This is a genomic window from Drancourtella sp. An12, from assembly GCF_002160935.1.
Lineage (GTDB): Bacteria > Bacillota > Clostridia > Lachnospirales > Lachnospiraceae > Sellimonas > Sellimonas catena.
The window spans coordinates 17206-32941 of the sequence record NZ_NFLO01000025.1 but is presented as its reverse complement, the minus strand read 5'-3'; the positions used below and the strand labels follow the sequence as shown (position 1 = coordinate 32941).

The window sequence follows — 15736 nt, the reverse complement described above, 5'->3', positions numbered from 1 at the left end:
AAAAGACGATGGTAGAAAAAACAATGGACAAAATCGTAGCTCTTGCCAAAACCAGGGGGTTTGTATATCCGGGATCCGAAATCTATGGTGGACTTGCTAATACATGGGATTACGGAAATCTCGGCGTAGAACTGAAAAACAATGTGAAGAAAGCATGGTGGAAGAAATTTATTCAGGAAAATCCTTACAATGTCGGCGTAGACTGTGCGATTCTGATGAATCCGCAGACATGGGTTGCTTCCGGACATCTTGGAAACTTCAGTGACCCGCTGATGGACTGTAAAGAGTGTAAGGAGCGTTTCCGTGCAGATAAACTGATTGAAGATTATGCGGCAGAACACGGGATTGAGCTGAAAGAAAGCGTAGACGCATGGTCCCATGAGAAGATGATGGATTTCATCAATGAACACCAGGTTCCGTGTCCGAGCTGCGGCAAGCACAATTTCACGGACATCCGGGAATTCAATCTGATGTTCAAGACATTCCAGGGAGTTACAGAGGATGCGAAAAACGTCGTTTACCTCCGTCCGGAGACTGCTCAGGGTATTTTCGTCAACTTTAAGAATGTACAGCGTACTTCCAGAAAGAAGATCCCGTTTGGAATCGGACAGATCGGAAAATCTTTCCGTAACGAAATTACACCAGGTAACTTTACCTTCCGTACAAGAGAGTTCGAGCAGATGGAGCTGGAATTCTTCTGTGAGCCGGGAACAGACCTGGAGTGGTTTAAATACTGGAAAGATTTCTGCTACAACTGGCTGAGAGATCTTGGTATGACAGAAGACGAGCTGCGCGCACGTGACCATGAGCCGGAAGAGCTTTCCCACTACAGCCGTGCGACAACAGACCTCGAGTTCTTATTCCCGTTCGGATGGGGCGAGCTTTGGGGTATTGCAGACCGTACCGATTACGACCTGACACAGCATCAGGAAGTATCCAAGCAGGATATGACATACTTTGACGATGAGAAGAAGGAAAAATACCTGCCATACGTCATCGAGCCGTCACTTGGAGCAGACCGTGTCGTACTTGCGTTCCTCTGCGCAGCATACGATGAGGAAGAACTGGAAGGAGGAGATACAAGAACAGTCCTTCACTTCCATCCGGCTTTAGCTCCGGTGAAGATCGGTATCCTTCCGCTCTCCAAAAAGTTAAACGAGGGTGCGGAGAAGATTTATGCCGAGCTCAGCAAATATTACAACTGTGAGTACGACGACCGTGGAAACATCGGAAAACGGTACCGCCGTCAGGATGAGATCGGTACACCATTCTGTGTGACCTATGATTTTGAATCCGAGGAAGATGGCGCAGTAACTGTACGTGACCGTGATACGATGGAGCAGGAGCGTGTAAAGATCGAAGATCTGAAAGCTTATTTTGAAAAGAAGTTTGAATATTAAAAAACGAGGCCGGGAGCAGTTGTCTTCCGGCCGCTGTTATGCAGTGATTTATTCTGGCAGGAGGGAGTCATGTATCCGGAAATACATTATAAAACAGAATCAAAAGAATTTAAGACCGTCACCATCTTCGGATGCTACGGAGAGAGTCCGGAGGTCTTCCTTCCGGATACCATTGATGGCCTTCCGGTAACAAGAATTGCAGACTATGGATTTGCGCAGACAGAGGAAGAGGAAGGCATGGCAGTCTTTTTGCCGGACGGGGAGCGAAAATCAGAAGCGCGGAAGCGGCTCTGCGGCGGACAGGTGGAGGAGATCCATCTGCCGGAGGAGCTTGGTGAAGTAGGGCGCTACGCCTTTTACCGCTGCTTTCGGTTAAAACGACTGTCCTTTACGGACAGCCTGACCAGTATCGGCGGAGGTGCCTTTACCGGATGCCAGTTAAGCCATGTGGAAATCCGCTGCAGAAAGTCGCGCCAGACCTGTCTGAGACAGATTCTGGAGGAACAACGGTTTGAACTTGCGGTCCATATCTCCTATGAGGATCAGGAACAGATCGAGACAGCCAGTTTGATCTTTCCGGAGCACTACGAAGAGGCGGTGGAGAATACGCCGGCCCGGATCGTGGAGACGCACTACCACGGATCCGGCGGAGACTACCGGCAGTGTGTCTATCATAAGGAGATCGATTATGAGGAGTACGATTCCCTTTTTGTAAAGGCAAGAGCAAGGGAAGATGTCCGCACTTTGATCCGGATTGCGCTGGCCAGACTTCGGGAGCCGTACCGGCTTACCGGACAGGCAGAAGAAGAGTACGCAGATTTCCTGAGGGGCTGTGCCGGGGAGACTGCCGGATTTCTGCTTGAGGCGGATGACATGAAGACGGTACGATTTCTTCTGGATCAGAAGATCTGGGAAGGTGAGGCACTGGAGACGGCGCTTACTGTTGCGGAGAAAAAAGGACATGCTGAAATGTCAGCCCTTCTCCTGCAGGCCGGAAGGAAACGGAGCGGAAAGAAAACGTTTGATCTGTAATCAGAAAAATGTATGAAGATGGATAAGGAGGAAGAGATGGCAGAGACGATCAGCGAAGAGCAGGCCGCGCGCATGAATGCCCTGGGAAAGGAAATTCTGCGGACAGCGAGAAATGAGTTATATTTGAAAATGCGGTACCTGGACGTGGCGCTTTCCAGCCTGCGGTTCCAGATGGACGGGGAGATCGGCTCCATCGGAACAGACGGGCAGGGGCTTTACTTTCATCCGGGATGGCTTGGCGGAACTTACCGGGAAGACCGGAAGAATGTCAACCGGGCCTATCTCCACATCGTCCTGCACTGTCTGTTCGGGCATCTTTATCTGAGAGGTAAACGGGATCCCCTTTTCTGGGATCTGGCCTGCAATATCGCAGTGGAGTCCATTATCGACAGCCTTTCCTGCCCTTGTGTCAGACGGGCACCATCCTGGCTGAGAAAGGACGTATACCGCAGACTGAAAAACAGCACGAAGGTGCTGACAGCACAGAAGATCTATAAAAGTCTGACAGCATGGGGAATGAGTGAGAAGAAGCGGATGGAACTGGATGCCGAGTTTGGGGCGGACAGCCATCTTTACTGGCCGGACCCGGAGGAAAATAAAAAGCGGCCGCCAAATGAGACAGAGAATAACTGGAAACAGATCAGCGAGCAGATGGAACTGAATCTGGATACTTTCGCGCAGGAAGAGGCAAGTGCTTCCGGAGACCTTCTGGAAGAGCTTCGGGTCGCCAACAAGAAGCGCTACGACTACCGGGAATTTCTGAGAAAGTTTTCCGTGTGGCGGGAAGAAATCGGTGTGGATGACGACAGCTTTGACTATGCCTTTTATCATTACGGACTGTCCATGTACGGTAATATGCCGCTGATCGAACCACAGGAGACAAAGGAGGTTAAAAAGATTGAAGAATTTGTCATTGTGGTGGATACGTCCATGTCCTGCTCCGGAGACCTGGTGCGGAAATTTCTGGAAGAAACGTATGATGTCCTGAGCGAAAATGAGAGCTTCTTCCGAAAAGTTCATATCCGGATTCTTCAGTGCGATGAACAGGTGCAGGAGGATGTGAGGATCGAGAGACAGGAAGACTGGGAACGCTATATGCAGGAGCTGAAACTCTATGGCGGCGGCGGAACCGATTTCCGTCCGGCCTTTGCCTATATTGACAGCCTGATTGAACAGGGAGCGTTCCAGAATCTGCGGGGCGTGATTTATTTTACAGACGGATACGGCACCTATCCGTCCCGGATGCCATCCTACGAGACGGCGTTCGTCTTTATCGACGACGGATCGAGGGACATCCGGACACCGGCATGGGCAATCCGGCTTGTGCTGGATGAAGCGATATTTATGGAAAGCGAGGAAGAATAGAGGATGCATATCAAACGAGCAAAGCAGGAAATCCGGGATTCCATCGAGGCTTATCTGCAAAAAGACGCGGACGGACATTACCTGATCCCGTCGATCCGGCAGCGGCCGATCCTTCTCATGGGGCCTCCGGGAATCGGGAAGACCCAGATCATGGAACAGGTCGCAAGAGAATGTGGAATCGGCCTGGTTTCCTATACGATTACACACCATACCCGGCAGAGTGCGGTAGGACTTCCGTTTATCCGGGAGCGCAGCTATGGCGGGGAAGTCTGTTCCGTCACGGAGTATACGATGAGCGAGATTATTGCGTCAGTTTACGAGAAGATGGAGGAGACCGGGTTAAAAGAAGGCATCCTCTTTCTGGACGAGATCAACTGCGTTTCGGAGACACTGGCGCCGACCATGCTGCAGTTCCTTCAGTGCAAGATGTTCGGAAACCACAAAGTACCGGAAGGATGGATCATTGTGGCGGCAGGCAACCCGCCGGAATACAATAAGTCCGTGCGGGAATTCGACATTGTGACACTGGACCGGCTGAAACGGATTGACATCGAGGAAAATTATGACGTATGGCGGGAGTACGCCTACGAGGCACAGATCGATCCGGCGATTCTTGCTTATCTGGAAATCCGGAAGGATCATTTCTACAGGGTAGAAAATACGGTGGATGGAAAGCAGTTTGTGACGGCCAGAGGATGGGAGGATCTCTCAGAACTTCTCCGCGTATACCGGATGCTTGGTAAGAAAGTGGACCGGGAAGTAGCGCACCAGTATTTACAGAACTGGGAAATAGCAAAGGAATTTGCCAATTATCTGGAACTGTACGAGAAATACAAGAAAGACTACGGTCTGGAAAAGATTGTACAGGGCATTTACGGGGAGGATGTTCTCGAAAAGCTGAAATTCGCCGCCTTTGATGAACGGTTCAGCATTGTAGGCATGTTAAACGGAAAGCTTGCCGAGTATTTCCGGGCGTACCAAGAGGAAGATGCCAGAACAGAACGGCTGTTTGCGGAATTAAAAGTATACAAAGAGGAGCACAGCCTGTCAGCAGTGATTGAACGACTTCGGGCAGAACTGGCGTCGAAAAAGAAGGCAGGGCTTCTGACCGGAGCCATGGAAAAACTGGAAACTTCGGTGATTACAGAGCTGGAATCCTATGAGCAGCGGTGGAAGCTGACCGAAGCGGCGGCAAAAGGCGCCGGATGGGACGAGGAGTTTGCTTTTGTCAAGGAAGCATTTTCCGGACAGGTGGAGAAGCGGCAGACAGTTACGGACCAGGCGATGGAAGCACTGGAAAACACATTCCGGTTTCTGGAGGACGCCTTTGGCGAAAGTCAGGAGATGGCGGCCTTTCTGGCAGAACTCAATACCAACGGGGACAGTATCCGGTTCCTGAGGGATAATGACTGCCCGTATTTCTACAAGTACAATAAAGGACTTTTGTTTGATGAGAGACAGAAGGAGATTCTGACAGAGATGGAAAATCTTGAAAAAAGTATTGACACATCTGCGCTTTCATCCTATAATGAGTAAAAATTGAATTTAGCCAGATAAACCGTTGAAGTGGAGATCAAAGTTGCCGTGCACCCACAGAGAGTCCGGGAAGGTGAGAGCCGGATGGAACGCAGTCAGCCAAATGGACCACGGAGGGCGCAGTCAAAAGCAGGAATTCCTGCCCAGTACTCTGCGACGTAGGGCATACGTCAGTTGCCGGAGATATGTTGGTATCTCGCTAAGCGCATGGAAGATTTTTTCCGTGAATCAAGGTGGCACCGCGGTATGTAGATATCGTCCTTGATACAGATGTTATGGATTGTCTGTATCAGGGGCGTTTTTTTGTTGTCGGAATGCTGATCCGGCTGATAGTACACAATGCTCTTTGATCAGACCGGAAAGGAAAAAGATGATTCAGAATTTTGTGGAGGTTTACAGACATGATTAAAGAAGCAATATTAAAACTGGCACAAAGAAACGATCTGACAGCAGAAGAAGCACTGGAAGTCATGAATGAGATCATGGACGGCAAGGCAAGCCCGGTTCAGATGAGCTCTTATCTGACCGCTCTTTCCCTGAAAGGGGAGAACATCGAAGAGATTACCGGTTCAGCCAAAGGAATGCGGGATCACTGTATCCGTCTCCTTCATGAGATGGACGTACTGGAGATTGTCGGAACAGGAGGAGACGGAGCAAATTCGTTTAATATTTCCACCACATCTTCTCTGGTCATCGCGGCGGGCGGCGTTCCGATTGCAAAACACGGGAACCGGGCGGCATCCAGCAAAAGCGGGGCGGCCGATGTTCTGGAAGCGCTGGGAGTCCGGATTACGGCCTCGCCGGAAGAAAGTGCGGCCATGTTAAAGAAGATCGGCATCTGCTTTCTGTTTGCACAGAACTATCACATTGCCATGAAGTATGTGGCGCCGATTCGGAAGGAACTGGGGATCCGTACTGTATTCAATATTTTAGGGCCGCTCTCCAATCCTGCAGGAGCAAACATGGAGCTGATGGGGGTCTATGAAGAGTCGCTGGTAGAACCGCTTGCCAGAGTTATGAGCAATCTTGGAGTCAAGCGCGGGATGGTGGTTTATGGGATGGACCGGCTGGATGAGATTTCCATGAGTGCGCCGACAAAGGTCTGTGAGATCAAAGGCGGAACCTATCATACTTACGAGATTACTCCGGAAGATTTCGGATTTATCCGATGCGAAAAAGAGGAACTGACGGGAGGAACACCGGAGGAAAATGCACAGATCACACTGGAGATTTTAAATGGAAAGAAAGGACCAAAACGGGATGCTGTGGCACTGAACTCCGGAGCTGCCCTTTATCTGGCCGGAAAGGCACCGAATCTGGAGGCCGGCGTACGGATGGCGGAAGGAATCATCGACAGCGGGGCAGCCAGAAAGAAACTGGAAGAATTCATTCGGGAATCGAACGGCTGGAAACCGGAAGTACAGGAGGAACGGGTATGAAAACCATACTGGATGAAATCGCTGAAAAGACAAGGGAGCGGATTGCAAAGAAAAAGAGGGAGATTCCGACAGGCCGGCTTCTGGAGAGAATCGAAAGCCGGAAGGAGCAAAAAGAACCGTTTCTTTTTCAGAAGAGCCTTTCCAGGGAAGGACTTTCGTTCATCTGCGAGGTGAAGAAAGCTTCCCCGTCCAAAGGGGTGATTGCGGAAACATTTCCATATCTGGACATTGCAAAAGACTATGAAAAGGCTGGAGCGGCAGCCATCTCCTGTCTGACCGAACCATTCTATTTTCAGGGGAGCGATGCTTATCTGGAAGCAATTGCCAGGGAAGTACAGATCCCTGTTTTGAGGAAAGATTTTACTGTGGATCCGTACATGATCTACGAGGCAAAAGCCATGGGAGCCGATGCAGTGCTTCTTATCTGTGCGATTTTGACGGAAGAGGAATTACGGTCTGATCTGGAACTTGCAGAGCATCTTGGACTTTCCGCTTTGGTGGAAACACATTCTGAGGAAGAGATAGAGATGGCAAAGCGGTGCCAGGCAAAGATCATCGGTGTCAACAACCGGGATCTTCATACGTTTCAGGTAGATCTTCAGACAAGCGCCAGTCTGCGCAGACTGGTGCCGCCAGAAATCATCTTTGTATCAGAGAGCGGCATCCGCACTCCGGAGGACATACGGCTTTTAAAAGAAAACGGAACGGACGCGGTGCTGATCGGCGAAACACTGATGCGGGAACCGGACAAAAGGAAAGCGCTTACCTGTCTTGGGGGAATGGACCAATGAAAACGAAAATCAAAATCTGCGGATTGAGGCGAAAAGAAGACATTGTATATGTGAACGCGGCAAGGCCGGACTACTGTGGATTTATTCTAAACGTGCCGCAAAGCCGGAGAAATATGGATCCGGAAGGACTGAAAGGGCTTTTGGAAGAGCTGGATCCGGGGATTGTGCCTGTAGGAGTCTTTGTCAATGAGGATACAAATACGATTCTACGCATTGTGAGGGAAAGCGGGCTTAAAATGATTCAGCTCCACGGACAGGAAGGAGAAGAGATGGTCCGGACGATTCGGGAAACAGCCGGCGTGCCGGTGATCAAAGCTGTTTCCGTAAAGAGCAGAGAAGATGTAGAAAGAGCAGCGGGATTTCCGGCAGACTATCTGCTGTTTGACTGCGGAACCGGCGGAACAGGAAGAAGTTTCGACTGGTCATGCCTGGAGGAAGCAAAACAGCCGTACTTTCTTGCCGGAGGAATCGGCATTCATAATATGAAAGAAGCCGTGGAAAGGTTTTATCCGTTTGCCGTCGACTTGAGCAGCAGCGTTGAGACAGACGGAGTGAAAGACGAAAAAAAGATCGCGGACGCAGTACACATGCTGCGGTCGCTGACTTGAGATATCAGATAAGAGAAAGAAAGGAAGGAATCAGATGTCAAAGGGAAGATTCGGCGCCCATGGAGGGCAGTATATACCGGAAACGTTGATGAATGCGGTCATTGAACTGGAAGAGGTCTACAATCATTATAAGAACGATCCGGAATTTCAGAAGGAACTTACAACACTATTAAATGATTATGCAGGGAGACCATCCAGACTCTACTATGCGGAGCATATGACGAAGGATCTGGGCGGGGCTAAAATTTATCTGAAAAGGGAAGACTTAAATCACACCGGCGCTCATAAAATCAACAATGTTCTTGGTCAGGTTCTGCTTGCAAAAAAGATGGGAAAGACCCGTGTGATTGCGGAGACCGGAGCAGGGCAGCACGGAGTTGCAACCGCAACTGCAGCCGCTCTGATGGGGATGGAGTGTGAAGTGTTCATGGGAGAGGAGGACACAAAACGTCAGGCACTGAACGTGTATAAGATGCGCCTTCTCGGAGCCAGGGTACATCCGGTCACTACCGGAACGGCAACTTTAAAAGATGCGGTGTCCGAAACCATGAGGGAGTGGACGAACCGGATCGATGATACCCACTACGTCCTTGGATCTGTCATGGGGCCCCACCCGTTCCCAACCATCGTACGGGATTTCCAGGCAGTGATTTCCAAAGAAATCAAAGAGCAGATCCTGGAGGCGGAAGGAAAACTTCCGGACGCGGTGCTGGCCTGTGTCGGCGGCGGCTCCAATGCGATCGGAGCGTTTTACCATTTTATCGAAGAGAAAGACGTCCGGCTTATCGGATGTGAAGCGGCAGGCCGCGGCATCCATACGAAAGAGACGGCAGCAACCATTGCTACAGGAAAGCCCGGTATCTTCCACGGAATGAAATCCTATTTCTGCCAGGATGAGTACGGACAGATTGCTCCGGTATACTCCATCTCAGCCGGACTGGACTATCCGGGAATCGGTCCGGAACACGCGGATCTTTATGATAAGAAACGGGCTGAATATGTGGCGGTGACAGATGACGAGGCAGTGGACGCCTTTGAATATCTGTCCAGGACGGAAGGAATTATTCCGGCCATCGAAAGCGCCCATGCCGTAGCCTATGCCATGAAACTTGCAAAAGAGATGAGACCGGACCAGTGTATCGTCGTCAATCTGTCAGGAAGAGGCGACAAGGACTGCGCGGCCATCGCCAGATACAGAGGGGAGGATATTTATGAGTAGGATCAGAGAAGCATTTACACATGGAAAAGCATTTATTCCATTTATCACCTGCGGTGATCCGTCCATCGAGGTGACAGAGAAGATCGTCTATGCCATGGAGGAGGCGGGAGCAGACCTGATTGAGCTTGGAATTCCGTTTTCCGATCCAACGGCGGAAGGCCCGGTGATTCAGGATGCGAATTTACGTGCTCTCTCCGGAGGAATTACGACGGATGCGGTCTTTGAGATGGTCCGGCGGATCCGAAGAAACACCAGTATTCCTATGGCCTTTATGACTTATGCCAATGTGGTATTCTCCTACGGGACGGAACGTTTTATACGGACTGCATCGGAAATCGGCATGGACGGTCTGATTCTTCCGGATGTTCCGTTTGAAGAGAAGGAAGAGTTTGACAGCGTGTGCAGGAAGTATGGGCTGGACTTTATTTCGCTGATCGCACCGACATCCAGAGACCGGATCCAGATGATTGCAAAAGAGGCAGCCGGTTTTGTCTACTGCGTCTCCTCGCTCGGGGTAACGGGTGTACGTTCAGAGATCACAACGGATATGGGAAAAATGGTGCAGCTGGTGAAAGAAGAACAAGATATCCCGTGTGCGGTCGGATTCGGAATATCGACAGAAGAACAGGCAGGGAAGATGGCGGAAGTTTCGGACGGCGTGATCGTAGGTTCGGCCATTGTGAAGCTCTGCGGGCGGTACAAAGAGCAGTGTGTGCCGTATATAAAAGAATATGTAAAGAAAATGAAAGAAGCACTGTGACTTTTGGCAAAAGTGATGTATAATAAGAGTACTTGAGGGCATTTGAGCCTGAAAATATCTCATGTCAGAAGGAGGAACAAAACAGTGGACAGAAGAAATGTATGGAAGACTTACACACAGGCAGAATTAAAAGAGATGGAAGACATCAGCGCACGTTATAAACGTTGCCTGGATGAAGGAAAGACAGAAAGAGAATGCGTAGAGGTCGCAGAGCGCCTGGCAAAAGAAGCAGGATACCGCTGCCTGTGCTCTTACAAAGAGGCAGGAGAACCATTAAAGGAAGGCGACAAGGTTTACGCATCTTTCATGGGCAAGATGATTCTTCTTTTCCAGATCGGTAAAGAACCGCTGGAAAACGGAATGAATATCCTTGGAGCTCACATTGATTCTCCACGAATCGATATCAAACAGAATCCGCTCTATGAGACGGATGAGATGGCATATCTCGATACTCATTACTATGGAGGCATCAAGAAATATCAGTGGCTTGCTTCCCCGCTCTCTCTTCACGGAGTGATCGTAAAGAAAGACGGAACAAAAGTCCGTGTTAATATCGGAGAAAATGAAAATGATCCGGTATTTGTAATCACAGACCTGCTTGTACATCTGGCTGGAAAACAGATGTCACAGAAAGCATCTGAAGTGATTGAAGGCGACAATCTGGATCTTCTGATCGGAAGCCGTCCGCTCACAGAAGCAGAGGGACTCAAAGAAGACGAAAAAGAAGCAGTAAAAGCAGGCGTTCTTCGTCTTATGGAAGAAACATACGGAATCGGAGAAGAAGATTTCGTATCTGCAGAGCTTGAAATCGTTCCGGCAGGAAAAGCAAGAGACTGCGGTATTGACAGAAGCATGATCTTATCCTACGGACAGGACGACAGAGTCTGCGCATTCACATCTCTGTTTGCAATGCTGGACAACCCGCAGATCAGCCGTACCGCATGCTGCATCCTGGTAGATAAAGAAGAAATCGGAAGCGTCGGAGCAACCGGCATGCATTCCAGATTCTTTGAAAATACGATAGCAGAGCTCATTGCACTGACAGGCGAAGAGTCCGAATTAAAAGTAAGACGTGCCCTTCAGAATTCCAAGATGCTTTCCTCAGACGTAAGTGCTGCTTACGATCCGATGTTTGCAGCAGCATTTGAAAAGAGAAGCTCCGCATTCTTCGGAAAAGGACTTGTATTCAACAAGTTCACAGGAAGCCGTGGAAAGAACGGCTCCAACGATGCGAACGCAGAGTATCTCGCAGAAATCCGCAGCGTCATGGATGAGGCAGGAGTTGGATATCAGTATGCAGAACTTGGTAAAGTAGATGTCGGCGGCGGCGGAACGATCGCATACATCATGGCACAGTACGGCATGGAAGTGATCGACAGCGGTGTTGCAGTTCTCTGTATGCATGCAATGTATGAGATCTCCAGTAAGGCAGATGTATACGAAGCTGTGAAAGGCTATAAAGCATTTATTGAAAAAATCGGACAGAAATAAAACGAGAGTGACAATCCGGCCATAAGACATGACCGGATTGTCGCATAAACTGTGACATAATTGCCATACGAGGCATGACAGAATTGTTGCAGAAAATACGATAAATTTCTTGACGAACTATGTTAAAACATTTACAATATTACCAGCGGGAAACTGCAAAAGAACGTAATATTCCGGGCACAGAAGTACGACTTTACATAAGAGAAACGCAAAGTCGTGTTTTTCGTGTCAAATATTACAAATATATTATTAGGAGGACATTGAAACATGGCTACGAAATGGGTGTATATGTTTACAGAAGGTAACGCTACAATGAGAAACCTTCTGGGTGGTAAAGGTGCGAACCTTGCTGAAATGACAGGCCTTGGACTCCCGGTACCTCAGGGATTCACTGTAACAACAGAGGCTTGTACCCAGTATTATGAGGACGGCAGACAGATCAATGACGAAATCATGAGTCAGATCATGGAAGCTATGACAAAACTGGAAGAGATCACAGGAAAGAAATTCGGAGATAAAGAGAATCCGCTTCTCGTTTCCGTTCGTTCCGGTGCAAGAGCTTCCATGCCGGGTATGATGGATACTATCCTGAACCTTGGTCTGAATGAAGAAGTTGTTGAAACTCTGGCAGAAGCTTCCGGAAACCCGCGTTGGGCATGGGACTGCTACAGAAGATTTATCCAGATGTATTCCGACGTTGTTATGGAAGTCGGCAAAAAATATTTTGAAGAACTCATCGACAAGATGAAAGAAGAAAAAGGCGTGAAGCTGGACGTTGAACTGACAGCAGAAGACCTCAAGGCTCTTGCAGGACAGTTCAAAGCTGAATACAAAGAGAAGATCGGATCCGACTTCCCGGCTGACGCAAAAGAACAGCTCATCGGCGCTGTAAAGGCTGTATTCCGTTCATGGGACAACCCGCGTGCCAATGTATACCGTCGTGACAACGATATCCCGTATTCATGGGGAACAGCTGTCAACGTACAGATGATGGCATTCGGTAACATGGGAGATGACTGTGGTACAGGTGTTGCATTTACACGTGACCCGGCTACAGGAGAAAACGGTCTGTTCGGAGAATTCCTTACAAACGCACAGGGCGAAGACGTTGTTGCCGGTGTTCGTACTCCAATGCACATTTCCGAAATGGAAGACAAATTCCCGGAAGCATTCAAACAGTTCAAAGAAGTATGCAGCACTCTGGAAAACCACTACAGAGATATGCAGGACATGGAGTTTACTGTAGAACATGGTAAACTGTACATGCTTCAGACACGTAACGGAAAGAGAACAGCACAGGCTGCTCTGAAGATCGCATGCGACCTTGTTGACGAAGGTATGAGAACAGAAGAAGAAGCAGTTGCTATGATCGATCCTCGTAACCTTGATACATTACTTCACCCACAGTTCGACGCTGCTGCACTGAAAGCAGCTACACCGATGGGCAAAGGTCTTGGAGCATCTCCGGGAGCTGCCTGCGGTAAAGTTGTATTCACAGCTGATGACGCTGTAGAGTGGGCTGAAAGAGGAGAAAAAGTCGTTCTGGTTCGTCTTGAAACATCACCGGAAGATATCACAGGTATGAAGAGCGCTCAGGGTATCCTGACAGTTCGCGGTGGTATGACATCTCACGCAGCAGTTGTTGCCCGTGGTATGGGTGAGTGCTGTGTATCCGGATGCGGCGACATCGTAATGGATGAAGCAAACAAGAAATTCACACTTGGCGGAAAAGAATTCCACGAAGGAGACTTCATCTCCATCGATGGTACAACAGGTAACATCTACGACGGAGTAATCCCGACAGTAGACGCTACAATCGCTGGTGAGTTCGAACGTATCATGAACTGGGCTGACAAATACAGAACATTAAAAGTTCGTACAAACGCAGATACACCGGAAGACGCTAAGAAAGCTGTAGAACTTGGCGCAGAAGGTATCGGACTTTGCCGTACAGAGCATATGTTCTTCGGTGAAGGAAGAATCGACGCATTCCGTGAAATGATCTGTTCTGAAACAGAAGAAGAAAGAGAAACAGCTCTTGAAAAAGTTCTTCCATATCAGCAGGGAGACTTCGAAGCTCTCTACGAAGCTCTGGAAGGCAACCCGGTAACAATCCGTTTCCTGGATCCGCCGCTTCATGAGTTCGTTCCGACAGAGGAAGAAGATATCAAGAAACTTGCAGAAGCTCAGGGCAAGACTGTAGAGCAGATCAAAGCAATCATCGACAGCCTGCACGAGTTCAACCCGATGATGGGTCATCGTGGATGCCGTCTTGCAGTTACTTATCCGGAAATTGCAAAGATGCAGACAAAAGCTGTTATCCGTGCAGCTATCAACGTAAAGAAAGCTCATCCGGACTGGAACATCAAACCGGAAATCATGATTCCGCTTGTTGGAGAAGTAAAAGAGCTTAAATACGTGAAGAACTTCGTTGTTGAAACAGCTGACGCTGAAATCGCAGCAGCTGGTATCGACCTTGAATACGAAGTTGGTACAATGATCGAGATCCCGAGAGCTGCTCTTACAGCTGACGAGATCGCAAAAGAAGCTGACTTCTTCTGCTTCGGTACAAACGACCTGACACAGATGACATTCGGATTCTCCCGTGACGACGCTGGTAAGTTCCTCAACGCTTACTATGACGCTAAGATCTACGAGAACGATCCATTTGCAAAACTTGACCAGGTTGGTGTCGGCAAACTGATGAAGATGGCTATCGATTTAGGAAAACCGGCTAACCCGAACCTGCATGTAGGAATCTGTGGAGAGCACGGTGGAGATCCAAGCTCCGTAGAATTCTGCCATAAACTTGGCCTGAACTACGTATCCTGCTCACCATTCCGTGTACCGATCGCTAGACTTGCAGCAGCACAGGCAGCAATCAACAACAAATAATAAATAAAGATTTTAATCTATATTTATGATAAAAAGGGAAGCGTATGCTTCCCTTTTTTCCTTACCCTTATGTTTGTTTTACCAGCCCATCATGAAGGCCCCTCTTAAAGAACCCTCACGAAGAAAGGTCCTCTTTAAATTTAGATACCCGAATTCTTCTCCATTTATGGTTTTAAAACTTTCATGGATTGTTCTATTCTTTTCAATTAATCACAGCCAAAATCTTGGAGTCTGCTTTGCGATATAGATCCAAATAAGAGCTTGTAAAAATGAAGTTTTTTGCATTCCCATTTTCGTCCGTAAGTGAATTCTTAAGATCTTCAATTATTTTGTAATAAGATTCCACCTTTTCTTGGTCCTTTAAAATGATTATGAAGTAGATCTAATGCAAAATGTGGATTTAACTAATCCGGATATTGAAAACGTCCTCTGGAATGTCTATCCCTACCTTCGGATTCGATGAATAAGAACATACAATCCAAACAGGGCGAATACTGCCATTGCCAGTTTCAGACCGGCCAAGACAATCCAGACCCCTGCAATCAAAAGCCCGATTAGAAGCACGCAGATCCGTCCCATAATCCGGTTCCTGGTGTCCTGATTATGGACCAACAGTTTCAGGGCGAAGAAAATAAGAACAAGAATAGATACCGTGAAACCAAACAGAAAAAATCCGAATCCCATTTTGAAACCGACGGATAAACCGTTGCCTTCTATAGAGACGATATCGGTCTGATCCGGGTTGTAGCGGATGGTAATCTGTTCTCCGATTTCAAAGGAGCGTCTGGAGCTCCAGACATTTCCTGTACCCATGCAGATCCCGTTTCCTTCTGCCTGATAGCGGACTACAGGGGCGTAGAGATAGCCGGAAGTTTCGCCTGTAGTATCCCATTTCCGGGTATATTCTACTACAGTTCCATTCGCTTCGCCGGAATATCTCAGATCTTCCTGACAGGAAGAATATAGGAAATAAACGCCGACTGACATAAATCCAACTGTGAAAACAAGAAGAAACAGTGCTGTCCCAAGTCTGGTAAAAATGGATATGTGCGCCGGAACAGTTGTATTTTCTGTATTGATATCTTCTGGAACATTTCGATTCTGTCTCCACCGGAAAAAGAAAAATACAGTTATGCCTGCGCTAAGTATGCCTAGAATAAGAATCATGATCGTATAGAAAAGCATAAGACACTCCTCCAA

Annotated in this window: 13 protein-coding genes; 12 read left to right on the top strand and 1 reads right to left on the bottom strand. The window is 48.4% G+C overall.

Annotated elements, in window-relative coordinates; genetic code table 11:
* The first annotated feature begins 8 nt into the window (after positions 1-8).
* The 12 genes from B5E64_RS16030 to ppdK all read left to right on the top strand — a co-directional run bounded on the left by B5E64_RS16030 (position 9) and on the right by ppdK (position 14536).
* Entirely contained in the window at positions 9-1400 is a 1392-nt protein-coding gene (locus B5E64_RS16030; protein ID WP_087169464.1) for a glycine--tRNA ligase, read from the top strand.
* Positions 1401-1469: 69 nt separating this feature from the next.
* Positions 1470-2432: a leucine-rich repeat domain-containing protein gene (locus B5E64_RS16025; RefSeq protein WP_087169463.1), complete on the top strand. Its 963-nt coding sequence runs from the start codon at positions 1470-1472 to the stop codon at positions 2430-2432.
* A 12-nt stretch (positions 2433-2444) separates the two neighbouring features.
* On the top strand, positions 2445-3797 hold the full coding sequence (locus B5E64_RS16020; RefSeq protein WP_242960261.1) for a VWA-like domain-containing protein: 1353 nt from the start codon (positions 2445-2447) through the stop codon (positions 3795-3797).
* 3 nt (positions 3798-3800) lie between these two features.
* Positions 3801-5333, top strand: coding sequence for an AAA family ATPase (locus B5E64_RS16015; RefSeq protein WP_087169462.1), 1533 nt, complete (start codon positions 3801-3803; stop codon positions 5331-5333).
* Between the two features lie 30 nt (positions 5334-5363).
* Complete coding sequence (locus B5E64_RS18685; RefSeq protein ID WP_275532837.1) at positions 5364-5495, top strand: hypothetical protein; 132 nt, start codon at positions 5364-5366, stop codon at positions 5493-5495.
* A 239-nt stretch (positions 5496-5734) separates the two neighbouring features.
* Positions 5735-6772, top strand: coding sequence for an anthranilate phosphoribosyltransferase (gene trpD / locus B5E64_RS16010; protein WP_087169461.1), 1038 nt, complete (start codon positions 5735-5737; stop codon positions 6770-6772).
* Positions 6769-7563, top strand: coding sequence for an indole-3-glycerol phosphate synthase TrpC (gene trpC / locus B5E64_RS16005; RefSeq protein ID WP_087169460.1), 795 nt, complete (start codon positions 6769-6771; stop codon positions 7561-7563). The genes trpD and trpC overlap by 4 nt, the downstream gene beginning before the upstream one ends.
* The gene (locus B5E64_RS16000) at positions 7560-8171 is read left to right on the top strand and encodes a phosphoribosylanthranilate isomerase (RefSeq protein WP_087169459.1); all 612 of its coding nucleotides are present in this window, start codon (positions 7560-7562) and stop codon (positions 8169-8171) included. Before trpC ends, B5E64_RS16000 begins: the two co-directional genes overlap by 4 nt.
* A 34-nt stretch (positions 8172-8205) precedes the next feature.
* Complete coding sequence (trpB, locus tag B5E64_RS15995) at positions 8206-9390, top strand: tryptophan synthase subunit beta (RefSeq protein WP_087169458.1); 1185 nt, start codon at positions 8206-8208, stop codon at positions 9388-9390.
* Positions 9383-10150, top strand: coding sequence for a tryptophan synthase subunit alpha (gene trpA, locus B5E64_RS15990; RefSeq protein ID WP_087169457.1), 768 nt, complete (start codon positions 9383-9385; stop codon positions 10148-10150). Before trpB ends, trpA begins: the two co-directional genes overlap by 8 nt.
* An 84-nt stretch (positions 10151-10234) precedes the next feature.
* A complete protein-coding gene (locus B5E64_RS15985; RefSeq protein WP_087169456.1) occupies positions 10235-11641 on the top strand; it encodes an aminopeptidase in 1407 nt (468 codons plus the stop codon).
* Positions 11642-11908: 267 nt separating this feature from the next.
* On the top strand, positions 11909-14536 hold the full coding sequence (gene ppdK / locus B5E64_RS15980; protein WP_087169455.1) for a pyruvate, phosphate dikinase: 2628 nt from the start codon (positions 11909-11911) through the stop codon (positions 14534-14536).
* Between the two features lie 444 nt (positions 14537-14980).
* Here ppdK and B5E64_RS15975 read toward each other — a convergent pair whose 3' ends face one another.
* Positions 14981-15703 (bottom strand): DUF3592 domain-containing protein, encoded by a 723-nt coding sequence (locus B5E64_RS15975; protein WP_343284095.1) that lies wholly within the window; start codon positions 15701-15703, stop codon positions 14981-14983.
* Positions 15704-15736: the final 33 nt, after the last annotated feature.

Bases quoted from the DNA above. Each gene is read 5' to 3' on its own strand.
- B5E64_RS16020 (WP_242960261.1), top strand. From the start codon at position 2,445: ATGAAGATGGATAAGGAGGAAGAGATGGCAGAGACGATCAGCGAAGAG.
- B5E64_RS16030 (WP_087169464.1), top strand. From the start codon at position 9: ATGGTAGAAAAAACAATGGACAAAATCGTAGCTCTTGCCAAAACCAGG.
- B5E64_RS16015 (WP_087169462.1), top strand. From the start codon at position 3,801: ATGCATATCAAACGAGCAAAGCAGGAAATCCGGGATTCCATCGAGGCT.
- trpB (WP_087169458.1), top strand. From the start codon at position 8,206: ATGTCAAAGGGAAGATTCGGCGCCCATGGAGGGCAGTATATACCGGAA.
- ppdK (WP_087169455.1), top strand. From the start codon at position 11,909: ATGGCTACGAAATGGGTGTATATGTTTACAGAAGGTAACGCTACAATG.
- trpC (WP_087169460.1), top strand. From the start codon at position 6,769: ATGAAAACCATACTGGATGAAATCGCTGAAAAGACAAGGGAGCGGATT.
- B5E64_RS16025 (WP_087169463.1), top strand. From the start codon at position 1,470: ATGTATCCGGAAATACATTATAAAACAGAATCAAAAGAATTTAAGACC.
- trpA (WP_087169457.1), top strand. From the start codon at position 9,383: ATGAGTAGGATCAGAGAAGCATTTACACATGGAAAAGCATTTATTCCA.
- trpD (WP_087169461.1), top strand. From the start codon at position 5,735: ATGATTAAAGAAGCAATATTAAAACTGGCACAAAGAAACGATCTGACA.
- B5E64_RS16000 (WP_087169459.1), top strand. From the start codon at position 7,560: ATGAAAACGAAAATCAAAATCTGCGGATTGAGGCGAAAAGAAGACATT.
- B5E64_RS15975 (WP_343284095.1), bottom strand. From the start codon at position 15,703: ATGATTCTTATTCTAGGCATACTTAGCGCAGGCATAACTGTATTTTTC.